The sequence below is a fragment of the Nostoc sp. DSM 114167 genome (assembly GCF_052692655.1).
This window is the reverse complement of the sequence record NZ_CP195116.1, coordinates 831,373-855,366: the sequence shown is the minus strand read 5'-3', so window position 1 is coordinate 855,366 and position 23,994 is coordinate 831,373. Positions and strand designations below refer to the sequence as shown.

Below are 23,994 nucleotides of genomic sequence, written 5' to 3'. Positions count from 1 at the left end.
AAAATAATTTCAAGGAAACTCTTCAGCAGAAGCATAACGCTGAAAATTAGCCTGTAAGGATTATCTGGTGCGATCGCAGGAGGCAAAAAATGGGCTTGGCTGGATTAAGAATTGTGTTGGTAGAACCAGCTGGGCCGATCAATATCGGCGCGATCGCCAGAGTAATGAAAAATTTCGGGCTGTATAATTTAGTATTAGTGAACCCCCAATGCGATCCTCTATCGACGGAAGCTTTGATGATGGCTGTTCACGCTCAGGAAATTTTAGAATCTGCGGTATTCGTGGCGACCTTACCAGAAGCATTACATGGATGTGTCAGGGCGATCGCTACTACTGGTCGCGTTCGTAGTTTAGAAACACCTTTAGAAAATCCTCGCACTGCACTACCCTGGTTAGTGGAGGAACCAGAAAAACCCACAGCCCTGATTTTTGGCAGAGAAGACCGGGGATTAAGTAATGAAGAATTAAATTATGCACAGCGGTTTGTTGGCATTCCCACAAGTCAAGATTATGTCGCCCTCAATTTGGCTACTGCTGTCGCAATTTGTTGTTATGAATTGTCACAATCTGCCCAAAAACTTGACACTCAAACTTTACCTCAAACTGAACTCGCACCCTTAGATGTTGTGGAAGGATACTACCAGCAATTAGAATCACTATTACTGAAAATTGGTTATGTATATCCCCATACGGCAGCTAGTCGGATGAGAAAATTTCGCCAATTGTATAATCGCGCTCACTTGAAAACTGGGGAGGTGGCCATGCTACGAGGAATTTTGCAGCAGGTAGAATGGGCCCTGAAAAACCAGAAGAATAGTGAAAACTTGTAATTATTCGTTTAATATATACGCAATCATCTCCCCAAAATAATTAATATGGCTTAAACTAAACACAAAAATGCTACTTAGTGGCAAAGTGGAATTTGAGTATTAATATTGCTTAAAGATTAAGTTTGGGGTCAAGAGTCTGCAAGAAAACACTCAAGTGGGTCACAAGGAGTAACGGTGTCAGAATCAAGTGGCGAACTAACAGCTTTCTCGCGGCGTCAACCCTTAAATCGCCGCCAGCAGCCACAAAAAGTTCAAAAAGTGGTAAAGAAGAAAGTTAAAGCTAACAGTCAGCAGCAAACTACAAATGGACAAGAAGGGGCACTAACACGCCCAAAAAATCAAATTAGTCCTTCCTCCCCAATCTCTGGCGCTACACGTAGGGTAAAATCGGGGTTAGTTATGCCAACGGCAGTAAAACCAATACCTAGTGTCAAGGGAAATCCTCCCTTCCGGCCGGGTGCTGTGATGGTTAAAACAGTGCGGATGGAAAAGCCAAAAACAGGCAGACGCTCATCGCGAAAAACCCAGTTAAAGCCAATGGCCAAAACCGTATTGTATGTTTTGCGGTTATTGATTGTGGGTATTGGCATGGGTGCAATTGTGGGCACTGTATTGTCAGTATTAGACCCAGCCAATCGCATTAGCACGAATTCGGCGTCGCAATCTAATAGTAATGTTAGTAATGTGGCGCGATCGCAGCCACAACCTACCCCAACTCCCCCAGCCGCAGCTTCGAGTCTATACCTATCTCAGGAAATTACCTCTTTGAAAAATGCCGTGCAAAATTTGGCGGCGACCAACCCAAATCTCACACCTGGAATTTTCTTAGTAGATTTAGATACTGGTAATTATGTAGATATCAATGCCTCTACCAGTTTTCCGGCGGCTAGCACGATTAAATTACCGATTTTGATTGCCTTTTTCCAGGATGTGGACGCGGGAAAGATTCGCCTAGATGATATGCTGACCATGCAACAAGATATGGTCGCTGGCGGTTCAGGAAATCTGCAATACAAACCACCAGGAACTCAGTACGCCGCTTTGGAAGTAGTCACTAAAATGATTACAATCAGCGATAACACGGCGACAAATATGCTGATTGCCCGACTAGGAGGAATAGACGCTTTAAACCAGCGTTTCCGTAGTTGGGGATTGACAACCACAACAATTCGTAATCAACTCCCAGATTTGCAAGGGACAAATACCACTAGTCCCAAAGAACTAGGAAATTTGATGGCGATTGTAAGTCAAGGAAATTTAGTCAGTATGCCATCACGCGATCTCATGCTTGATATCTTGCGTCGCACCCAAAAAGACACTCTGCTGCCAGCAGGTTTGGGAACAGGTGCCAGAGCATACCACAAAACGGGTGATATCGGCACAATGTTGGCAGATACAGGTTTAATTGTGGTTCCAACTGGCAAGCGCTACATAGCCTCTGTAATGGTACAACGTCCAGCAAACGATCCCCGCGCCGAAAAATTGATTAGCTCAATTTCTCGTGCAGCCTACCAAGAGTTTAGCCAAAATCCTGTCACACCCAACACGACTACAAACATACCCGCAAATGGTTATCAGCCCCAGGTTGCGAATCCTGCTTTACCTAACAGTACAATAGGCACTGCGCCCATGAGCATTTATCAGCCTCCTGTTGCCACTCCTGTACCTAACGGCATGGGAAGTACAATACCCACAAACGTTTATCAGCCCCAAGTTGCGAATCCTCAATATTATCCTCAAAGATAATTTGTAATTCGTAATACTTTTCAAACAAGTGAAACTATTAAGATTTGATGATATGATTAAGGTCTAAATTACCATTCAAATCTTAAGAGTTCCTATTCCTAATAGCTAGTTTTCCACACCAAACGCAATTTATTTTGAATATTTATAGTCAATTAAATTGTTCTAACAATGTCTCAACACTAGCATTACGATCCAAAAAAGAAAATAAATGCCAGTAACGCAATTTTCCTTCTTTATCTAATACAAACTGCGCTGGCAAAGGCGCTCCCAGTGCTTGTCCTACTTGATATGTACGAAATACTCGACAACTAGGATCGCTCAAGAGTGGCATTTTTAAGCTTAAATCTTTGACAACTATTTGACTTTGCTTTTCATCAGTACTAGTAATCATCAAAACTTCTATTCCGCGATTTTTGAATTGCTCGTAGTTTTTATTCAAAGCTTTGATGTGAGGAAAACAAAGAGGGCAATATTGCTTTTCGGTAAAGATGCGAGTAAAGGCGAGTAACACTGGTTGTTTGCCTTTATAATCAGACAACTTTACTAAAGTTCCGTTGGTAATATCTGGCAATTGAAAATCAGGTGTTCCTACTCCCAATCTGAGTTGATTGCTAGCTGGAACTGGTAAAAAATTACGGAAGAATCGCTCATTTAATAAGCCACTAAAGTCAGTTGAAGTCAACATATTTTTAGCCTTGATTATTTAAATACTATTTTATAAAAAACCACAGATATTGACTGAGGTTGACATTGTTTAATGTGTATCTCTGTTTATCTGTGGTTTTCATTGATTTTGCTTTCAACTCTAAAAGGCTGGATTAGAGTTTTTTAGCTAGCGAAATTTAGACAGCAGAGAAGTAGACTTTAGACTTCACTGGGTCCGGATTCATGGTCTTGTCACCAGGTTGCCAACCAGCTGGGCAAACTTCGTCAGGGTGAGACTGAACATACTGAATTGCTTGTAATGTTCGCAAGGTTTCATCAACGCTACGACCAAAAGCTAGATTGTTAATGGTGGCGTGCTGTATGATACCATCTTTATCGATGATGAATAGACCACGCAAGGCTATGCCTGCTGCTGGGTCAAGAACGTTGTAAGCGGCGCTGATCTCTTTCTTGATGTCGGAGACTAGAGGATAATTCAGGTCGCCGACCCCACCAGATTTACGATCTGTTTGAATCCAAGCGAGGTGAGAAAATTCACTGTCAACGGAAGCCCCAAGGACTTCAGTATTGATTTTCTTGAATTCTTCGTAGCGATCGCTAAATGCTGTAATTTCAGTAGGACAAACAAAGGTAAAGTCTAGTGGGTAGAAAAACAGGATGACATACTTACCGCGATAATCGGAAAGTTTGATTGTCTTAAATTCCTGATCTACCACAGCTGTTGCTGTGAAATCGGGAGCTTGTTGACCAACGCGGAGGCTTCCTTCGGTTCCGTAAGTAAGGGACATTAACCTAATTCTCCTTTATCGGTTTAGTAGCGTTGGAATTTGGGTCAAGTAAAATTTACCCATCCACGCTCTCACAGTTTAATTACGATCTGTTACGACTATATCATACTCATAACGATTTTGAGTAGCAAATGTCTGATTTAGATACAAGAGAATGGTTACTTACCAACGGCTTAGGAAGTTTTGCCAGCGGTACAATTTCTGATGTCCGCACGCGCACATATCATGGTTGGCTGTTTGCCGCGACAAACCCACCTTCTGGAAGGACTCTGCTGCTTTCGCACTTAGAAGCTAGCTTGGAAATATTAGGGCGCGTTGTGGCACTGGGGACAAATGTTTGGGGTAACGGTCAGATTGAGCGAACAGGCTACGAACAGCTACGCTGTTTTGATATTAACCCAGTTCCTAAATGGACTTGGGGTCAAGATAACTGGCAATTAACCAGACAATTGGTGATGCCTTATGGTTTGGTGGGGACTGGAGGATGGGGAGCAGGGGAGCATACAACTCTTGGAGAGGCTACGCCAACGACTACGCTCAGTAACCGAGGAGAAGTTGCAGAAAGTTTTTCCCCTCTGCCTCTTATGCCCAATGCCCAATTTTGCCATCGAATTTTAATCCAGTATCGCTATGAAGGAACTGAAACAGCGATTTTACGGTTGCGACTGTTGATAGCAGAACGTGACTTTCATCACCAGCAGATTGCTAGTCAAGAATTACAGTTTTCACAATTGCTAGGGGAACAGCAAGTCTGTTTACAAGCAATCAATTCTGGGCGCTTCGGCATACCTTGGCACTTGCGTTGGACACAAGGAAATTATCAACCAGATGCAGTTTGGTATTGGGATTATAGATTGTCTGAGGAGACAAAACGCGGATTAGGCGACAAGGAAGACCTCCACAGTCCTGGTTACTTGATAGTCACACTTCAACCAGGAGATACGGTAACTTTAGAAGCACGAGTAGGTTTTCCCGACTCAGTGCCAGGTGTTCTCACCGTCAAAACCTTCACAGAAGCTGTGGAGGCAGAGCAAGAAAGGCTCTCCCAAATTTTTGGATGGAGAGAGGGAGATAGAGGGGCAGGGGGACAGGGGGGCAGAGGAGCAGGGGAGCAGGGGAGAAGTTGCAGTAAGTTTTTCCCCTCTGCCCCTTTTCCCCTTAGCACCTCTGCCTCTTATGCCCAATTCTCAATCTGGCAACAACTACTCAAAGCAAGCGATCGCTTTATCGTCTATCGAGCCTCAATTGCCGGCCCTACGGTTATTGCTGGTTATCACTGGTTTAATGACTGGGGACGCGATACATTAATCGCTTTACCGGGGTTGGCACTAGTTCCACAGCGTTTTGACCTCGCAAAAGGAGTATTGCGAACTTTTGGGCATTATTGTCGCCACGGTTTGATTGCGAATGCATTTCCCGATCTCAATAGCGAACCAATTTATAACAGTATTGATGCGGCATTGTGGTGGATTGAAACTTTAGGACTTTATTTAGAAGCTACCCAAGACTGGGATTTTTTGGCAGAGCAATTTCCTGTAGTACAACAAATCTATAAAGCGTTTGTCGGTGGTACACATTTCAATATCCAGGTGGATGCTACCGATGGGCTAGTTAGTTGGGATGCTCGTGGTGTAGCTCTCACTTGGATGGATGTGATAATTGGGACACACCCCGTCACACCCCGTTATGGGAAGCCGGTGGAAATCAATGCACTGTGGTATTCTGCTTTATGTTGGCTGAGTCAGTGGGCAGAGCGCTTGAGCCAAATGGAATATGGCTCACCAGTGCGTCTTACTAAGCAAGCACAGCGTTATGCTAACCAAGCACAACACGTGAAAACCTCACTGCAAAAATTCTGGAATCCTCAGCTAGGTTATCTGTACGATACTATTGAGCCAGACGATCGCCGGAATTTTCAAATTCGTCCGAATGCCGTTTTGGCGCTGTCGTTACACCATTGTGGGTTTTTTGAACAGCAAGGGTGTCAGATATTAGATTTGGCAACTACCAGCTTGCTCACACCTTATGGTCTTCGCAGTCTCGATCCAGGAGATCCAGAATATCAAGGAAAATATGAGGGCGATCAACAGCAACGCGATCGCGCTTATCATCAAGGCACTGTTTGGACTTGGCTAATTGGGCCGTATATTCGGGCTTGGCAACGTTTTTATCCACAACAATCGTTGCCTTTTGATTGGCAACCCTTGCTAGATCACTTTTTCTTTGATGCTTGTCTTGGTTCTATTTCTGAGATTTTTGATGGCGATTCACCTCACACACCCAGAGGAGCGATCGCTCAGGCTTGGTCAGTTGCCGAAGTAATCCGCTACATTAAATAGTTGTACCGATATAGATGGTCTTGGATAATTATTCTTGATTAATATACATTCACAAATTAACGTTGCTAGTTGGAACCAACAAAACCACTGCTATACAAGCTTTTTATTAATTTATCTGATTATCCAAAAGTTACTAAACATTTTTGATGATTTCACAAATTGAGGCAGCAAAACCAAAAATGTTTATTTTCTTCTGTGAGGAAATATTTTATAAGAAAACTTCGTGAATCAGATGTAGTTTTATTGTATAGTAGCAATGTAGTTAAGGCTTAATTTAGATACTCTACAGGATGTATAATTAATAGCCCAATTACTATTGATCGCATCTAATTTTATATTTCCTTATTATGAAAAGCATCATATTTTAACCTTAAATAAGCCTAAAGAAGTATAGATATAAATTGAGAAATCAATTAATAAAATAAAGTACAAAAAATGAAGTTCACGTAGGAATAATTGTAAATAAAGTGACTCAACCTAATAACAACACTAACCTTCAAGAAGTAACAGATTTAGGGACTTCCATTGCTCTAGCTACTACTACAGATAAATGGCAAGTACTGTCATACAAGGCTCCAATCCTACCTATACATGCCGCTCTACTTCGTACTGGTAAGATATTCTTTTTCTGTGGCTCAGGTAACGATCCCAATCGGTTAAATACTCCCTATGACAGTGTGGTTTGGGATATAAACAAGGGAACCTTTTCGCGTCAAGCGCCTCCATTGGATAGTAACAATCAACCTATGGATCTTTTCTGTGCTGGTCACTCCTTCCGGCCTGATGGTCTGTTATTGGTTGCAGGTGGAACTTTGCGCTATGACCCATTTTATGGTTCCCCCTATGCTCTGATGTTTGATCCCATTGCTGAAAAATGGATCAAGATCCTATCAATGAATAATGGTCGCTGGTATCCTACTGTGTTAACACTAGGCAGCGGTCGAGTCTTAGCAGTGTCCGGGCCAGATAAAGATGGCAAGCTCAATAGACAACCAGAAATTTATTCTGCTTTCTTTCCAAATGGTTGGAACGCTTTTCCAACAACTAGTGCTTTACCGGCATACGCACATCTGTTTCTACTAAGTAGTGGTAAAATTTTTTATTCAGGTGCTCAGATGGGTGTTACTGGAGTGACACCAAGGATATTAACCCTGCCAGAGAAATTTACACAATCCATTACAGAAACAGTGGTTACAGGGCTGCAAGATATAGCTTTTGGCGATCAAGCTGCCAGTGTGCTTTTACCACCTGCACAAGATCAAAAGGTGATGATTCTCGGTGGGGGTAGTGGTAAGACAGCAACAAAGAGAGTAAATATTGTCGATTTAAAAGCTAGTAATCCAACTTACGTAGCAGCAAAGCCTTTAAACTATGCTCGGATGCATCACAGTGCAGTTTTGTTGCCCGATCGCACAGTGTTTGTTTGCAATGGTAGCAAAATGAATGAGGACACAACACAAGCAATGCTGCCAGCAGAAATCTACAATCCAGCGACAAATACCTGGACAGTAGTAGCTAAACAAACTGTCCCCCGCGTATATCACTCGGTGGCTTTGCTGCTACCAGATGGTAGGGTTGCAGCAGCTGGAGGGAACCCTCAACGGACGGTCAATGAACTGCGATTAGAAATCTATAGTCCTGCGTATATGTCGCGATCGCGTCCAGTTATTCAGAGCGCTCCTCAAACAGTGACCTACGGGCAGCAATTTACGATTCAGACACGCCAAGCTGCGAATATTAAATGGGTTAGTTTTATTAGACCAATGGCAACTACCCATTCTTGCGATACGGAACAAAGGTTAGTCGATGCACCGATTATTTCTAGAAACGCTACTTCTCTTAAGGTCACGGTCATAAACAATCGAAATATCGCACCCCCAGGCTGGTACATGCTTTTTATTAGTGACAACAATGGAACACCCTCAGTAGCAACCTGGACGCAAATATATTAGCCTTATCTGTTTAAGTAAGTCGGTGCAATAAAACCAAACTGTGTCAAGAAAAATAAATAAGGCTCAAACTCTTTCTCCCCTGCTCCCTGCTCCCAGCAAGAACTGCCTTAGCCCAACAATAATTATTTAGGCCGACCTACTTATGTTCGCACTGCTACCTAATAAAAGTCATTAATTCTAGGAAGGAAAATATGAATTACAAGCTATCACGTCGACGGTTTGGACAATTGGCACTTGCTGGAACTGTAGTATCTGGACTTAGTTATCTAACCAAGAAAGCCTTGGCAGAAACACCAACTGTAAATATTGTCGGTATAGGTTCTAGCCCGATCGTTACTATTGACCAAACGGCTATTACAGAGGTAAACACCACTGAATTAGTAGAGAACACTGCCCTAAATAATGTAAGCACAGATATTAAGCCTGTAGGACTAGTTTTGCAATCCTTAATGACAGGCAAGGCTCAGGTACTTACGGATAAAACTACACCTCTATTAGAGCCTAATGAGATATTGAGTGGTTTTACCTCTTTAAGCGATGGCACACTTGTTGTAGCCATTACTCCGGTTGCGCTTAGTCGGAGACAGGCGACACCTACTCGCATTACATTTTTGGGTACGCCTGTAAAAACTTTGATCGTCTCAGGACTTAAACCAAATCAACAGCTTGGGAGCTTGCTAGGTACTAATGATGGGCGACTTCTTGGTTTAGTAGGTAAGAAGAACGGTACACCACCAATCAGATTGGTAGATATTAACCTTCAAACAGGAGAGATAAGTTCTATTAGTAAGGTTAAATTCCTGGACGATGAGCGGATCAGCAATCTAGCTGAGTCCCCAGATGGAGTACTTTATAGCTCTGTAGTTGGTGCGTATGGTGAGACAACTCTGGTGCAGCTAGATCCAAATCAAAAAAAGCCCATCAGACTAGGACAATTGAAAGTTAATGGTCAAGCATGGAATAATGGCTTACAGAGCTTAGTTTGCTCTGCAACAGGTCAACTCCTCGCCTTTGGGGCTATGAGATATGAGACACCTAATGCTGTATTTATTGTTGATAAGAACAGCGGAAATATGACTCGGTTACAAGACTTTGATACTGCTCAGATTACGCGTGCTCGTGCTTAGTCAGTTCGGGAAAAGTCGGGTTTATTCACCTCTAGCTAGCTGAAACGACACAAGCACGTTAATATATCCCAAAATAAAGCAACGGTTTCAGAAGGCAGAAGGCAGGAGGCAGAAGGCAGAAGGCAACCCACCCTTAAAAGAGCGGGATTGAAACAAGGACGTTTTATACCTCGCTGCAAGCAGTCTCGGTATAATTATCAGTTTTAACTGGGCTTTATACCCTGCAACTTTAGTTTTAATTGATACTCCTGAACTTCAGCATAGCTGCCCTCTGCCCTCTGCCTTTCTTGTAATGAGGGTTTCAGCTTATCCCGAACTCAGGTTACTTAATTGGTACTGGGCAATTAAAATTATCCAGTAGACCGAAGCGCAAAAAGGGCAGATAATGATTCTGCCCTTTAGACGTTAAAACTTAATTTTTGATCTTAAAGCTTAGTAGCGCGATCTATTGTATCCACCGCCACCGCCGCCGCGACGATCGCCACCACCAAAAGAACCACCTCTATCTTCCTTTGGTTTGGCTTTATTCACTTTGAGATCGCGTCCCATCCATTCAGCTCCATCAAGAGCATCAATGGCAGCTGTTTCTTCAGCTTCTGTGCTCATCTCTACAAAGGCAAAGCCGCGTGGCCGTCCTGTTTCACGGTCAGTAGGTAACTGAACCCGCTTTACAGTACCGTGTTCGGCAAACACAGAATTGAGGTCATCTTGTGTGACTTGGTAGGATAAATTACCTACATAAATTGACATCCATTATCTCCAAAATCATAGGTGTGTAGAGATTTAGATTTCGGAGGCAAGCTTGTTAAGACCAAAAGGAAAAAGCCTGTCAATACTAAAAACAAAGAATGTAACCGAATTTTCTTCTCACTTGATTATCTTAGCATATCATTGAGTTCTTACCCACTGTAACCAAGATTGGGCATGGGGCAGAGGGGAAAAACTTACTGCAACTTCTCCCCTGCTCCCCTGCTCCCCCGGTTACTGAGCGTAGTCGTTGGCGTAGCCTCTCCAAGAGTTGTATGCTCCCCTGCTCCCCCTACCGCTCATGGGCGAACTCCGATACATTAAGTAGCAGAAATTCCCCAAATAATTGCAAAATAAATGCAGTTCGTCATTGTTACTAATTGGAAATGCCGACTACACTTGCTGAGGCACAAAATTTACTTTCTGACCTGATCGCTCGCTATTCTAAGCGTGTAGATTATCTGATGATTCGCCTGGAAGAAGCAGAAGGGACTGATATCTTGTTGCGTGGCGACAAGGTGGAAACTCTCAGTGAAGGCATCTCCATTGGTGGACATATTCGCGCTTGTTATAAAGGCGGATGGGGGTTGAGCTGCTTTAACCAACTGGCAACAATCGAAGAGCGCATAGAAGAAGCGATCGCAGCTGCGCGGATGGTTGGTAATGAAGAAACTTTACTTGCACCCATTGACCCAGTGCAAGCAGTATGCATTCTACCCCTAAAAGGTACCGATCCCCGAAATATCCCACTCTCGCAGAAAAAACAATTGTGCGATCGCTATGCCCAATTGCTTAAAAGCGTCGATCGCCGAATTACCACTACCTCGGTGCGTTACGGTGATAGCGCCCAAAAAGTAATCATTGCTACTTCTGAAGGTACTTTAATCGAGCAATCTTGGGTAGATATGGAAATGCGCTTTGCCGCCACCGCCAGAAATGGCGAAACCGTACAAACTGGACGGGAAACTACTGGCTCTCGCAAAGCTTACGAAGATTTAACTAGTTTGGATGAACAGGTAAAAGATGCTGCTCAAAGAGCGATCGCCGCTTTATCTCTACCACCGGTCAAAGGCAATACTTACACTGTAGTCATTGACCCAATTCTCACGGGTTTATTCGTCCACGAAGCCTTCGGACATCTTTCTGAGGCTGATATGGCTTACGAAAACCCCGATCTGCTGGAAGTTATGACCATCGGACGGCGGTTTGGGCCAGAAGAACTGCAAATTTTTGATGGTGCAGCTCCAGAGGGACATCGCGGTAGCTATTTTTACGACGATGAAGGCACACCAGCTACTACGACTCAACTAATTAAAGATGGAGTTTTAGTAGGACGTTTACATTCTCGTGAAACTGCTGGCAAATTGGAGGAAGCGCCTACGGGTAACGCCCGCTGTCTCAACTATCACTTTACTCCCATTGTGCGGATGACAAATACCTGGATTGAACGGGGTAAAACACCAGTTGCAGACTTATTTACCGATATCAAAGAAGGAGTTTATGCCCGTAATTGGTTGGGTGGGATGACCAATGGAGAAATGTTCACCTTTAGCGCTGGGGAAGCGTGGATGATTAGGAACGGCAAAATTGCTGAACCTGTCCGGGATGTGACGCTTTCGGGAAATGTATTCCAAACTTTAGCGGATATTGAGGCACTTGGTGATGATTTTTATTGGGATGAATCTGGCGGTTGTGGTAAAGGAGGGCAAAATGGCTTGTCAGTGGGTTGTGGTGGCCCTAGCCTCCGAATTCGAGACGTAGTGGTTGGTGGGGAAACATGAACTATCTACTTCAGTCGTAAGAATCATAATCTGTAAAAGAATAGGAATTGGTTTTGCCATAACCTTTAGCAGATGAACACCACAATTGAGTATAGCGATCGCTTTGCACTAATGCTTAACGTGAGTTCGACAGACCTCTCTCGGACAGCCTCCCTCTCCTTACCCAGACGAACGCGAGTGCGTCTAGGTAAGGAGAGGGAAAAGTAACGAGTAAGGAGGGTTTTTGCTCCCCTCTTCTGGTAGGAGAGGGGCTGGGGGAGAGGTCAAAATAGCACTCGTCGAACTCACGTTAATGCTTAACGTGAGCCTCCATTGCAGACTCACGTTAATGCTTAAACTTTTAAGTTGAGCAACATCCCTCCCAAGTATGAAATTAACTCACAACTCTAGGTAGTAGCGCTAGTAGTTAAAAATAGCTAGTCTAGACAAAGTTGATTCATCATACTAATCCTCCGTGGCGCTTGCTGAAGATTTACAATTAGTCTAAATAGTTCAAAATTATTTATAATAGTTTGCTTGCAGACTCGCTACTACTGCGCTAACGTAATTCGTAATTAAAGACTATTTCAGACTCTTATTTAAACACCCAAACTGAAACAAAGCCACGTATATATAAATGGCAATTACATTCAATAATTACGAATTACGAATTACGAATTAGTTAAACGTTCCTTAGCACAGCGACAGATATGAAAGCAGATCAACTCCTGAAAAACTATGCCGCAGGTGTCAGAGACTTTACTGGTGTCAACTTGAGCGAGGCCAACTTAAGGGAAGCCGATCTCAGTGGCGTAATTTTAGATCGAGCAATTTTAGATGGAGCTAATCTAAGTCACGCTAATTTAGCGCACGCCAGTTTAATTGAAGCAGACTTAAATGGAGCAGATTTGAGCAATGCGGATCTCAGTAATAGCAACTTAAGCGGAGCAATTTTGGATGGAGCAATTTTGGATGGAGCAGCTTTGGATGGAGCTAATTTGAGTCAGGCCGATCTGACGGTTGCTAAATTGATTGAAACTAAATTGAGTGAGGCGGATTTGCAGGAAGCAAACTTGATAGCGGCGAATCTAGATGGAGCAGATTTAAGTGGTGCAGATTTAACTGTAGCTGACTTATCCCAGGCAAATCTCACTCAAGCAGATTTGAGCCAGACAAATTTGAGTGGAGCAAATTTGGATGGAGCCAATATAGAAGGAACTATTCTAGATGAGAATGTTTAATCTCGTTTCCATACAGAGCAAGGGTTCTAGGTTGCTGACTCAATACATTAACCAAAACAGTACCTCGGAACACCGAGATTAAAACTCGAAACTTGAGCTTGATTTTATGTTTGTTTGATTACTGAATTAAGCCCGGAGAACCTCACACGCCAGATGCTCCTCTACTTGGGGAAACTCCAGACGCTCGCGGACTCGCTTGCCGTCAGCGCTATCGCTTTTGGAGTCTTCTCTTCTCCCAAAGGGAGATGCTAGCGCCTTTCCTTCGGAACGCTCCGCGAACGCAAAGCGTCTCGTAGAGAAGAGAGAAGACCTCACTGGTTCCCTTAATCTCCTCTTTGCAGACGCGACAGCTTACACACAAGTTTTTTAGAGTTGCAATACGATTGTTTCGACTGACAATGCGATTGTTTCGACTGACAATGCGATTGTTCTGGCTGACAATGCAATTGTTTCGACTGACAATGCGATTGTTCTGGCTAACAATGCTATTGAGATGAGAACTTAGTATATTGCACAAGAGTTTATGACTTTTGTGTACACACGATCTGCTTGCCCGAAAAAGTCAGGTGGATATATTTTCTATACACAAGGATATTACTGTGAAAAAGTTTGCTACAAGTAGTGTTATTTACGATTGTCATAATTAAAACAATTGACCTCAACTATCAATGGTGAACTCTACCCTCGTCGTCACACTTTATGTCAACCCTATGACAGGGAATGATACCAATACTGGTTCACGGTTGAGTCCTTTTAAAAGCCTCACCCGTGCTTTAAAAGTAACCAAAATCCCGACGATAATTCATCTGGAGTCGGGGACTTACAATGCCGCTAGTGGTGAGGTGTTTCCACTAATCATTCTTGGAGGGGTGACAGTGGTGGGTAATGAAGCTAACAAAGGTGTAGGGATTGTAATTTCCGGGAGTGGTGAGTATCAAAGTCCCAGTTTTGGTATACAAAATATTACGCTGCTCTTGGTAGATAATGCCAGTCTTTTAGGTGTAACTGTCACCAATCCCTCAGCTAAAGGTACTGGTATCTGGATTGAATCGGCTGCACCTACTTTAAGTAACAATACTTTGAGCAACTGTGGGCGGGAAGGTGTGTTTACCACTGGTACTGCCAAACCCGCAATTTTAGATAACATATTTGTACAAAATACTGCTAGCGGGTTAGTAATGGCAGGTCATAGCCAGGGAGAAGTACGGCGGAATGTATTTCAAAGAAACCCTTTAGGTATAGCAATTAGTGACTTTGCCGTTCCAACGATCGCCAATAACAAATTATTAGAAAATCGCACGGCGATCGCACTTTCTCGCAACGCCCAACCTGTGCTGCGTCAAAATCTGCTTACTAAAAATACCCAAGGTGGTTTATTAGTCAATGGCAATGCAGTCCCAGATTTAGGTAATACCGAAGATCCAGGCGATAATATTTTTCGCGATCATAGTGAATTTGATTTATATAATGCCACTACACAAAAGCTGATTTCCGTAGGTAATCAATTAAATCCGTCTCTAGTCAAGGGTTTGGTAGAATTACTCCCAACCAATCGACCAGAGGCTTTGACACAATCCCCATCTCCCGAACTAAAGGGACATTGGGCAGAACCATTTATTCAGGCATTAGCGAGGATGGATTTAACTCATGCTTTTGCCGATGGTAGCTATCAGCCAGATAAACCCATGACTCGCGCCCAGTATGCAGCAATGGTTGCGATCGCTTTTAACCCATTTCCCAAAATCCCATCTCCTGATTTTACGGATGTACCCAAGGATTTTTGGGCTTATAGCGCTATCCAAATCGCGGCTAGCGGTGGCTTTGTTGGCGGATTTAGCGATCGCACTTTCCGCCCCGATCGAAGTGTGCAGCGGCTACAGGTGATTGTCTCCTTAGTAAACGGACTGGGATTACCAGCTGTTGATAGCGGTGTTGTAGAAGTATATAGCGATCGTCATACCATTCCCGACTATGCCCGAACAGCCGTTGCTACTGCTACACAAAGGGGAATAGTTGTCAACTATCCAGATCCGAAAGTACTTGCACCTTTACGTTTTGCAACACGCGCCGAAGTTGCAGCGATGGTTTATCAGGCATTAGTTGCCATTGGGCGAACATCTGCGATAAAAATAATTCGTAATACAACTCTTGGAGAGGCTGCGCCAACGGCTACGCTCAGTACAAGTTCGTAATTCGTAATTAAGTTTTGCAAGGAGGATAAAGACAAGAGCCACAAAACTTGCTGCGACTCGACGGCTCGACTGAACATTCGCCGAACGTCTTGTCAGTTGCTATGCAACTTAAACCCTTAGAATTTGTTAAATCAGTCTATGTGGGGTTGCATTCTAGAAGTTGACAAGTAAAATAAGGAACACTGCCTATCGGCTCGGCAACTCTTGGAAAAATAAACCATGTAGTTAAAAGCACGCTAGGCTAATATGCGATGGGTGACAAATCTTAGACCTATTGCCTAAAGCTAATAGCCCCATGTTAACAACACTTCCAGACACCTCTGCCAACTTGGCGATCGCCTTATTAATTAACTATAGTTTCGATCTTGGTGGGTATAGTGCCAATGAGCTAGTTGAGCGTTGGCAAACGCAATACCCCCTTAATTGGCTACACCTGGCAGTGATTGAGGCACTATATCAAGGTCGTTATAAAGCGGTTTCTGTGCAGCAAATTTTAGTATTTTGGCAACGCCGGGATCAGGCTACATATCATTTCAACATGGAATTTGAACGGATGATTTGTAGCAAGTTTCCTCAAAACTTAACGTCATCGACTGCGCCAGCTCTACCGCCAGCCAAGAAAAAACCCACTGTAGAGCAAGTTACGAGTCCTCAATTACCACCAGCTAAGATTCGCAACGGCTATCAACACAGCAATACTGCAATTCTCCAACTGAAAAGTTATCAACCAAAGACATCTTTGAGTGAAGAAGAAGGAAAGCAGGAAGATAGAGACAATAAAACCGTCTTAAAATCTCCCCTTCCTGCGAAATTTACCTCTTCAGCAACCCTTGAGCGATTATCTGCTGTCAGCCAAAAGCAAACTTCACAAGAAAGTCCAGTGCCTTTCGCGTCACCAAACCATCATCAACGACAGCCAAAACTGCTCCCGCCTGCTCCTATTCATGCCCCAATTGGGCAATTTACCCCCGAAACAAGCGATCGCCCTGATTCTTTTACATCTAAACTCAAAGCCATGTCTAGCGAACATAACCCAGGTGTGGGGAGCAGGGGAGCAGGGGAGCATACAACTCTTGGAGAGGCTACGCCAACGACTACGCTCAGTAACCAGGGGAGCAGGGAGCAGGAGAGCAGAGGAGCAGGGGAGCAGGGAGCAGGGAGCAGGGGAGCAGAGGAGCAGAGGAGCAGGGAGCAGGGAGCAGGTGGTCACTGAGCGTAGCCGAAGTGGGAGCAGGGAGCAGGTGGTCACTGAGCGTAGCCGAAGTGGGAGCAGGGAGAGAATACTAATGACAAACGACAAACGACAAATGACAAATGACATTTTATTCTGCAACTAATAGCTTGAAGCGTTCATCGTCGGCAATATCATCAAAATCGAGGTCGGTTGCTGCGTCTTCTTTATACCTGGGATTAAGTTCAATCGCTTGTTGTAGAGTTAACAGAGATCGGTCAACTTGTCTTTGCAGTGCGTAACAGGCTGCTTTGTTGTAATAGGCACTGGCATAATCTGGCTTAATTTCTAAGGCTTTGTTAAAACTAGCGATCGCTTCATCATCGCGTCCTAATCTTACTAATGTATAACCATGTTTATCCCAGATTTTGGGAGAATTGGGTTGGAATTCCAACGCTTTCTCAAAGGAGACTATTGCCTCTTCGTATTGTTCTAATGCTACTAGGGAAAGGCCGCGATTTAACCAGGCAATGGGATCATCAGGTTTGATTTGTGTAGCTTTATCAAATGAGGCAAAGGCTTGCTGATGTTGTTGTAAGTTACCAAAAGCAACGCCGCGATCGCACCAAGCTTGATGATAATCTGGCTGAATCGCAATTGCTCGATCGTAAGATGCGATCGCATCTTGGTAACGTTTCAATCTTCCCAGAGTTAGACCACGTTTTAACCAAGTTACAGGTTCATCAGGTTGGATTTTAACTGCTTGGTTGTAAGCTGCGATCGCATCTTCATAGCGCCTTTGAGAAAACAGATCGTCTCCCTGTTTTACATACTCATCAGCAGTGAATTCCGGTTGTTGCGGCTGTTCCTGTATTTCTTCTTGAACTTCAGAATTTACCATCTCTATAATCGATTCCGGCGTAATTTCAGTTAGTTCTTGAAGAATTAGATCCTTTCTTTCTTCGGCATCCAATTGTAACTCAGAGAGTTGAGAGGCAAACTCAGTTTCTAATCTTTCTAACTTTTCTAAAATGAGAATCTTTTGTTGTTGAGCATTCCATTGGAATTCTGAGAATTGCGAACTAAACTCAGAGCCAGATTTTTCTAAATTCTCAATGATTAGCTCTTTGGATTTTTGAGCATCTGACTGTAATTGAGATAATTGAAATTTAAATTCTGACTGTAATACTTCTAAACTGGCAATAATTTTCTTTTTTTGTTCTTGAGCATCTAGCTGCAATTCAGATAATTGGGATTTAAGTTCCTGCTCAAATATACCTAAACCGTCAACGGCAATCTCTTTTTGCCTTTGAGCATCAACCTGTAATTCGGATAACTTTTCTACAAATTCTGACTGTAATTTTGTTAAACTTTCAAAAATTATATCTTTTTCTTGTTGAGCATCAGACTGCCATCCAAAAAGTTGAGATGTGAACTCAGACTTTGATATTTCTAAATCAGCAACGGCCAGTTCTTGCTGTTGTTGCACACCTAACTTGAACTTAGACAGTTCTTCTGCGATCGCAGATGCTAATTTTCCTAAATTTTCCAGTGCTATATCTTTTTGTTGTTGGGCATCAAACTCTAATTTAGATAACCCCGAAGCAAATTTCAACTCTAAATTTTTTATATTTTCTTGAGATTTTTTTAGTTCCGCTTCCAATCTAGTTAATACCTGCGCCTTCGCTAAATCTAGATCGGATATCAGAATAGATACATTTTCTTGTTCGTTTTTAATTTTTTGTTGCAAAGCAGTCGTTTGCTGTTCTAATTCATAATTTATTTTTTTCGCATCTTGAATAACATTTTCAGCTTCTTGTTTAACAGTGGTTAGCTGATTTTGTAATTTTTCCATTCCCTGGACTTGTTGCATTGCCCTATCAACAATTTCCCTAATTATCACCCGTCGCAACAGCCACAACAAAGCAATGACTGCGACTGGAAAAAGACTTAGTATAACTAGCCAAACATCGAGTAATATGGTTGTGCGACTAAAAGTATTCTTAAAATCAGATTGGACTTGCTGTTGAATTCGTTTTTCTGCTCGTAGTCGTGTTAATTCTTCCCGTTCTGAATTCGATAACACCGGAGTCGGAGTTAGTGCTGGGTTGGATGATGGTGCAGATTGTCCACTGGCGATTCCAACGGATAACAATAAGGGTAAAAATACAATCGTGCTTTTTACAATTAAAGCGAAAACAGCTTGATTTTTGCTCTGCATAACAACCATCTCAGTCTGTTGGTCAGTTTTTGAAGCGGCTTGCCTCTCTCCAATCTATAACAGAATTAAGTAGTTAAATGTTGTAAAGGCAGTGTAAAATTCTGAGCAATCCTTAACTAATCCGTTTTCCCGTCCTGAGTGTACGTACAACTTTAGTTAGAGAGCGCAGTCAAGTTTGTGACGCTTTTTGATGAGATACGTACTATAATATTACTACGTTGTGATTACTGCTAAATATGTTGAAAGTCAAGCAGTACAAATAATAATTTATCAACCAGTAGAAGACAAAATGCGAAAGCATTGAGGCTTTGTTAGACCATCCACCAAACAAGGTTCAGACTTTGTTTTTACAGATAACAGGGCGTTGAAACTGGAAGTTCTACCTGTATGGGAAGTGCCATGTGTGGTTAGTTCAGATTAACATTAGATTATCTCCAGTAAGTAAATTACTTGTTCTCAAATTAACTTAACAAAGGCGGTAGAAAATGGGTCGCATAAATCCTTACACACTACAATTGCAGATTACCCGAATGTTTGAGCAAGGGCAATCATTTTTTGCCACAACCAAGGTACAGGAATGGTTGAAAGAACATAAACACAATCCAGAAGATTATGATATTATTTTCCATAAAAAACCTGCACCTCCTGGTTCCAAAGAAGTGATGGTTGTGGAAATTGAATTACGCCGCAAAGATGGACAACCTGTAGATCCTTGGTTGCAGGAACAAGCAAATCTCCACGCCTGATTTTCGCAACCATAGCAGTCCTAAATTAACCCCAGATTATATCTTGATTAATTGAGATTTATTCTGTAATTAACTAAAGCCTTTATTGTCTATGAAATTTCACAATAATAAGTCACGTTGCATCTCTAAGAGATGCAACGCCTAGCTTTTTCGTTCAAAATTTAACTCGGAATTCTGTCTTGTTAAATAAACTTAGTGCGAGAATTTTTCGGGCAGATACCAATTACAGATGGTCGGGGAACACCTGTTGCTTGCTCCTTACCACCATCAGTTTTCGATATATTACTCGGCCAACTACTGCCACGAGGTAAACTTCGAGTTTGATTGAATGTAGTACCATTCAAATCTAGTAATTCAATGCTGCGACTCAGCATTGTGCCATCGTTAATTGGACAATCTTCACCAGGATGCTGTACTGAAATAATCAGTGTATTTCCGACAAAACTTGGCCCGGTCATTTCGCAACGCACTGGGCCATGAGCAAACGGTATTACCTGTCCAGCATTTGCACCACTGGTAGGGATATAAAACAGCCAGTTATTACCGAATACTCCGGTAAAATCAGAAACATTACCACTAACTGTATGATCGATTTTGGTTTGCTTACCTTCAGCACCTACATTAAAACCGTTGTGAGTGTCGGTAGACATATCCGTGACACCCCAAACATTTCCTTGGTTGTCAAAAACTAGATTATCAACGTTGGCAAAACCAGCACCATTAACTGAACCGGCTTCGCCACCTTGGACAAATCTCTGCCACCGGAAGGTTAAACCTGTAGCATCGGCACTATCTTCAATAATTTTGTACAGTCCTCCTGATTGCTGAGTCGCATTGGCATCTGTGCTTAACTTAGCAACTTGAAAAATCCGCGAATCAGGATAACCATCACTTCCGGGCGCACCATCAGTATAGGCAATGAATACTTCTTTGGTGGTTGGATGCACTTCTATATCTTCGGGACGCGCTGTGGGAGTTCCCCCGACTAAATTTGCAGCTAAAAAGGCGTCAGTGAGTACAGCACCTTGGCTAGAGTAGAAGTCAGAGAGTTTCTTATTTTGATAATCAGGTAGTGCTTTTGCTTCGTTAGTGCGATCGCATTTAAATGTACCACCATTTTTGGTTTCACCTGCAATGCCACTACGTCTCGGTAATGGTAAAAGACCTTCTTTTTGAACTTTCTGCAATGCAGCAAATTCTACAGAAGATAGAACTGTCGGCGTAATTGGATTGGTAGCAGTAGTTAAAAGTAACGGTATCCATTTACCTGTACCATCTGGATTGTAACGGGCAACATACAAAGTTCCCTTTTCCCATAAACTGCTGTTAGTTTTACTGGTGGGTGAAGAAATCGTGTTTGCGCTGACAAATTTCCAAGTGTGTCCCCCACGTCTGTCATCACCCAAGTAAGCAACCAATTTCTTACCTTTTTCAACGCGCAGGGCAACATTTTCATGGCGAAAACGACCTAACGAAGTGTGTTTGCGGGGGCGAAATTTCGGATTTTTGGGGTCAATCTCTACAATCCAGCCGTATTTTTCGCCAACTAATCCAAAAGTCTTGCCAATCGTTTTGTCTGTATAATCTATCTGAGTACCATTAGCTTTGACTCCTTCTGTGAAGCTATTTTGGAAGTTCTCTTCCGCAGATAAAATCGTTCCCCAAGGAGTTTTACCGCCAGAACAATTGAAAGCAGTACCAATAATTTTGTTGCCCAATTCATCAGAGGATAGATTAAAAACTTGGGTTGCAGCTGGCCCAGTTCCAATTAAATAATTTTTGTCACCTTTTTGATGATTGCGACTTCCCCAAGCTGTGATACTTTTGTAGTCATCATTGCGTTGGCTATTGATACCCAACCCAGAAAGACCATGAAGCCGGCGATTTTTAGCATCTTTGACTACAGCAAAACGTTTACTTGCATTTTGGCGAGAGATACGAACGATTGAGCCGCCTTGATTATATAAAAATTCACCTTCAACTTCAATATTTCTGCTGGAGGGTAAAGCCCAACCAATTACGTTTTCAAATGCGTCGGGCAGTCCTTTTAGATCGGATGAATCTTCTACGACTAAACTAGAAAATGGAAAACTAATGTATTCATGATTCACCCATAAATACCCGACATCATTAGTTTTACCAAGGGGAATAAATCCAGTGAAATCGTTGTTGTAACCGAAATAATCATCTTTGTTAGGAAATACGCGATCGCCCCAACTGACAATTACATAACGTTCGTACTCTGGCGGTACTATCACATCATCAATAACGTTATAGTTACTTAACTTAATATCAGCAGATGGATAAACAACTTCTCCCTGATCGATTCTTTTTGGCAAGAAATTTTTATGCTGTTGATAAATTGGTAGGGGATGTGGTAAGCGTACAGGTGTAAAGCTGATACTAGACGTTTTTGCATCTGCCCCACTAGCAAAACTATTTAGAAGTTTGTCTCCCAAAATAGCAGCACCAGCACTGCCAGCAAGAAATATTAAAATTTCTCTACGACTTAATTTAGACATTCAACTTTCCTCTGTGTGGCAGAAAAAATTAGTAAAAATAAACTCTAATTTCTGAAAAATTACTGTATTTGAAATACTTAATAAGTTATTAATAATAAAAGGATATTATTTTATAATTTACTTTAGTTGATAATGATTAAGCTGAGGTTATAAGTTAATTAACTAAAAATTATCACCTCTGACTATTTCCTTAGCTCAAATCAAGTAAGGAACAGTGTCAGCGCCCTATCTGTCCTATCCTGGAGATGGATAAATCAATAGTGTTGTGGGTGAGACTGTGTTTTTCAGCGTTGTGATACCGACTTATAATCGCCAACCGATTTTAGAAAAGTGCCTCCGCGCTTTGGAGTTGCAGGAGTTAAGTCAGCCAAGTGTGGTTACTGATTACGAGATTGTCTTGGTAGATGATGGTTCTACTGATGGCACATTGGAGTGGTTAGCAGCACACAAAGAAGAGTTTCCCCATGTGCGCTGGTTTGAGCAAGATCATGCTGGCCCAGCTGCAGCGCGGAATTTGGGGGTAAAAGAGGCGCTGGGAGACACAATTATCTTTATTGACAGCGATTTAGTAGTGCTGAAGAATTTCCTGCAAGCTCATGCTACTGCATTATTGCAGGGAAAAGAGAAATTGGGGAGCGATCGCTTGTTTACTTACGGCGCAGTTATTAATACTTGCAATTTCGACAATCCAACTGCTGAACCCTACAAAGTCACAGATTTTTCCGCAGCTTTTTTTGCTACCGGAAATGTAGCAATTCCTAAACATTGGTTAGATAAAGCCGGACTTTTTGACACCAGTTTTCAACTCTATGGCTGGGAAGATTTAGAGTTAGGTGTGCGACTAAAAAAACTAGGTTTGACACTAATTAAATGTCCAGAAGCCGTAGGATATCACTGGCATCCAGCATTTAACTTAGAGCAAATTCCCCGATTAATTGACCAAGAAATTCAACGCGGACGTATGGGAGTTTTGTTTTATCAGAAGCATCCCACATGGGAGGTACGAATGATGATTCAAATGACTTGGCTGCATCGCTTACTTTGGGGGATTTTGTCACTTAACGGCACACTGAATGAACGGACAATGGCTCCGTTATTGCAATGGCTAATTAATTTAGGTAAACCACAATTGGCTTTAGAAATTGCCCGAATTTTTCTCAACTGGTACAACGTGAAGGGTGTCTATGAAGCCTATGCTCAAATTCAGTAAAGATCGTAATTTAAACACTTTGAGAAGTAGCACCGTGTAATCAACCTGTTAAAACTTTGTTGGTTATGTCGCGCATTTCAACTCAATACCTGATTCTCTGATAATGAATAGATGCAGGATGTCGGGAAATAGAGGGTTATGCGACATAGGGTAAAAAACTTCTACTTTAAGGTATTTAGCGCTAGATTAAGTTACAAGCGATAGAGTCAGGTAATTTTCGGGAAACATATTTAGGACTTACGCACAGGTAACGGAAAACGAACCACAGAGGCCGCAAAGGTCACGGAGAAATGAGAGTTTGAGAGGGTTTTTGCGTAACTCCTAATATTAACAGACGACTCGTTACACCGGGGAGCCTGACCAATTCTGACGGGGGCGGGTTTCTCCTTTGAAGGGCTTAGTCATGAATCGATTAATTTGTCATACATCAAAATACTGCTAGTGTTTTATTCAAACCCTACCCCTTTCTCCATACACTTGTCTAGACATAAAGAACTGAGAAATTTTTACTTAGTATCCAAAGATAAGGCAATAAACTGTTGTCAACACTTTTGAACAAGTGCTAAAATCTTCCCTATACAGGGAATAATTTATTTTTGTAAGAATTCAGGAGTCAGAATAGTTAAACGATCTGGAGAAAATTTGATTAATCAATATACCAATCATATTAAATTATTTCTAAATTATTATAAGTGCTGAATTCTTACTTATTTAATTAAAATATATGTCAAAAAAA

General features: G+C 42.2%; 17 protein-coding genes. 12 read left to right on the top strand and 5 right to left on the bottom strand.

From position 1 onward, the window contains the following. The first annotated feature begins 89 nt into the window (after positions 1-89). Both NSTC731_RS03480 and NSTC731_RS03475 read left to right on the top strand, forming a co-directional pair. Positions 90-830: an RNA methyltransferase gene (locus NSTC731_RS03480; protein WP_445629644.1), complete on the top strand. Its 741-nt coding sequence runs from the start codon at positions 90-92 to the stop codon at positions 828-830. Positions 831-1,004: 174 nt separating this feature from the next. Next, positions 1,005-2,576: a serine hydrolase gene (locus NSTC731_RS03475; RefSeq protein ID WP_445629643.1), complete on the top strand. Its 1,572-nt coding sequence runs from the start codon at positions 1,005-1,007 to the stop codon at positions 2,574-2,576. A 148-nt stretch (positions 2,577-2,724) separates the two neighbouring features. Here the strand turns inward: NSTC731_RS03475 and NSTC731_RS03470 are convergent, their stop codons facing one another. Beyond that, complete coding sequence (locus NSTC731_RS03470) at positions 2,725-3,261, bottom strand: peroxiredoxin family protein (RefSeq protein ID WP_445629642.1); 537 nt, start codon at positions 3,259-3,261, stop codon at positions 2,725-2,727. A gap of 157 nt (positions 3,262-3,418) precedes the next feature. Beyond that, positions 3,419-4,030: a peroxiredoxin gene (locus NSTC731_RS03465; RefSeq protein ID WP_322651784.1), complete on the bottom strand. Its 612-nt coding sequence runs from the start codon at positions 4,028-4,030 to the stop codon at positions 3,419-3,421. A 131-nt stretch (positions 4,031-4,161) separates the two neighbouring features. Between NSTC731_RS03465 and NSTC731_RS03460 the strand changes: the two genes are divergently transcribed. The 3 genes from NSTC731_RS03460 to NSTC731_RS03450 all read left to right on the top strand — a co-directional run bounded on the left by NSTC731_RS03460 (position 4,162) and on the right by NSTC731_RS03450 (position 9,448). Then, entirely contained in the window at positions 4,162-6,369 is a 2,208-nt protein-coding gene (locus NSTC731_RS03460) for an amylo-alpha-1,6-glucosidase (RefSeq protein WP_445629641.1), read from the top strand. A 467-nt stretch (positions 6,370-6,836) separates the two neighbouring features. Beyond that, a complete protein-coding gene (locus NSTC731_RS03455; RefSeq protein WP_445629640.1) occupies positions 6,837-8,321 on the top strand; it encodes a galactose oxidase-like domain-containing protein in 1,485 nt (494 codons plus the stop codon). 191 nt (positions 8,322-8,512) lie between these two features. Continuing rightward, positions 8,513-9,448 (top strand): hypothetical protein, encoded by a 936-nt coding sequence (locus NSTC731_RS03450; RefSeq protein WP_445629639.1) that lies wholly within the window; start codon positions 8,513-8,515, stop codon positions 9,446-9,448. Between the two features lie 432 nt (positions 9,449-9,880). Here the strand turns inward: NSTC731_RS03450 and NSTC731_RS03445 are convergent, their stop codons facing one another. Then, positions 9,881-10,198 carry an RNA recognition motif domain-containing protein gene (locus NSTC731_RS03445; protein WP_445629638.1) on the bottom strand — a complete coding sequence of 106 codons (318 nt, stop codon included), beginning with the start codon at positions 10,196-10,198 and terminating at the stop codon, positions 9,881-9,883. 383 nt (positions 10,199-10,581) lie between these two features. Between NSTC731_RS03445 and NSTC731_RS03440 the strand changes: the two genes are divergently transcribed. The 5 genes from NSTC731_RS03440 (at position 10,582) to NSTC731_RS03420 (ending at position 16,601) form a co-directional block, all read left to right on the top strand. Continuing rightward, entirely contained in the window at positions 10,582-11,976 is a 1,395-nt protein-coding gene (locus NSTC731_RS03440; protein ID WP_445629637.1) for a TldD/PmbA family protein, read from the top strand. A 72-nt stretch (positions 11,977-12,048) separates the two neighbouring features. Continuing rightward, the gene (locus NSTC731_RS03435) at positions 12,049-12,183 is read left to right on the top strand and encodes a hypothetical protein (RefSeq protein WP_445629636.1); all 135 of its coding nucleotides are present in this window, start codon (positions 12,049-12,051) and stop codon (positions 12,181-12,183) included. A gap of 482 nt (positions 12,184-12,665) precedes the next feature. Beyond that, positions 12,666-13,196 carry a pentapeptide repeat-containing protein gene (locus NSTC731_RS03430; protein ID WP_445629635.1) on the top strand — a complete coding sequence of 177 codons (531 nt, stop codon included), beginning with the start codon at positions 12,666-12,668 and terminating at the stop codon, positions 13,194-13,196. A gap of 668 nt (positions 13,197-13,864) precedes the next feature. Further along, entirely contained in the window at positions 13,865-15,388 is a 1,524-nt protein-coding gene (locus NSTC731_RS03425; protein WP_445629634.1) for a DUF1565 domain-containing protein, read from the top strand. Positions 15,389-15,683: 295 nt separating this feature from the next. After that, a complete protein-coding gene (locus NSTC731_RS03420) occupies positions 15,684-16,601 on the top strand; it encodes a hypothetical protein (RefSeq protein WP_445629633.1) in 918 nt (305 codons plus the stop codon). Positions 16,602-16,710: 109 nt separating this feature from the next. On the opposite strand, the gene NSTC731_RS03415 is transcribed toward NSTC731_RS03420, so the two are convergent. Then, entirely contained in the window at positions 16,711-18,780 is a 2,070-nt protein-coding gene (locus tag NSTC731_RS03415; protein ID WP_445629632.1) for a tetratricopeptide repeat protein, read from the bottom strand. 485 nt (positions 18,781-19,265) lie between these two features. Here NSTC731_RS03415 and NSTC731_RS03410 point away from each other — a divergent pair, with 485 nt between their 5' ends. Then, complete coding sequence (locus NSTC731_RS03410) at positions 19,266-19,526, top strand: hypothetical protein (RefSeq protein WP_179068682.1); 261 nt, start codon at positions 19,266-19,268, stop codon at positions 19,524-19,526. 182 nt (positions 19,527-19,708) lie between these two features. Here NSTC731_RS03410 and NSTC731_RS03405 read toward each other — a convergent pair whose 3' ends face one another. Further along, a complete protein-coding gene (locus tag NSTC731_RS03405; protein ID WP_445629631.1) occupies positions 19,709-22,048 on the bottom strand; it encodes a PhoX family protein in 2,340 nt (779 codons plus the stop codon). Positions 22,049-22,313: 265 nt separating this feature from the next. Here NSTC731_RS03405 and NSTC731_RS03400 point away from each other — a divergent pair, with 265 nt between their 5' ends. Beyond that, entirely contained in the window at positions 22,314-23,258 is a 945-nt protein-coding gene (locus tag NSTC731_RS03400) for a glycosyltransferase family 2 protein (RefSeq protein ID WP_445629630.1), read from the top strand. Positions 23,259-23,994: the final 736 nt, after the last annotated feature.

Excerpts from the sequence above, each read along its gene's own strand:
- NSTC731_RS03480 (WP_445629644.1), top strand. The coding sequence starts at position 90 with ATGGGCTTGGCTGGATTAAGAATTGTGTTGGTAGAACCAGCTGGGCCG.
- NSTC731_RS03470 (WP_445629642.1), bottom strand. The coding sequence starts at position 3,261 with ATGTTGACTTCAACTGACTTTAGTGGCTTATTAAATGAGCGATTCTTC.
- NSTC731_RS03465 (WP_322651784.1), bottom strand. The coding sequence starts at position 4,030 with ATGTCCCTTACTTACGGAACCGAAGGAAGCCTCCGCGTTGGTCAACAA.
- NSTC731_RS03460 (WP_445629641.1), top strand. The coding sequence starts at position 4,162 with ATGTCTGATTTAGATACAAGAGAATGGTTACTTACCAACGGCTTAGGA.
- NSTC731_RS03450 (WP_445629639.1), top strand. The coding sequence starts at position 8,513 with ATGAATTACAAGCTATCACGTCGACGGTTTGGACAATTGGCACTTGCT.
- NSTC731_RS03445 (WP_445629638.1), bottom strand. The coding sequence starts at position 10,198 with ATGTCAATTTATGTAGGTAATTTATCCTACCAAGTCACACAAGATGAC.
- NSTC731_RS03440 (WP_445629637.1), top strand. The coding sequence starts at position 10,582 with ATGCCGACTACACTTGCTGAGGCACAAAATTTACTTTCTGACCTGATC.
- NSTC731_RS03435 (WP_445629636.1), top strand. The coding sequence starts at position 12,049 with ATGAACACCACAATTGAGTATAGCGATCGCTTTGCACTAATGCTTAAC.
- NSTC731_RS03430 (WP_445629635.1), top strand. The coding sequence starts at position 12,666 with ATGAAAGCAGATCAACTCCTGAAAAACTATGCCGCAGGTGTCAGAGAC.
- NSTC731_RS03425 (WP_445629634.1), top strand. The coding sequence starts at position 13,865 with ATGGTGAACTCTACCCTCGTCGTCACACTTTATGTCAACCCTATGACA.
- NSTC731_RS03420 (WP_445629633.1), top strand. The coding sequence starts at position 15,684 with ATGTTAACAACACTTCCAGACACCTCTGCCAACTTGGCGATCGCCTTA.
- NSTC731_RS03415 (WP_445629632.1), bottom strand. The coding sequence starts at position 18,780 with ATGCAGAGCAAAAATCAAGCTGTTTTCGCTTTAATTGTAAAAAGCACG.
- NSTC731_RS03410 (WP_179068682.1), top strand. The coding sequence starts at position 19,266 with ATGGGTCGCATAAATCCTTACACACTACAATTGCAGATTACCCGAATG.
- NSTC731_RS03405 (WP_445629631.1), bottom strand. The coding sequence starts at position 22,048 with ATGTCTAAATTAAGTCGTAGAGAAATTTTAATATTTCTTGCTGGCAGT.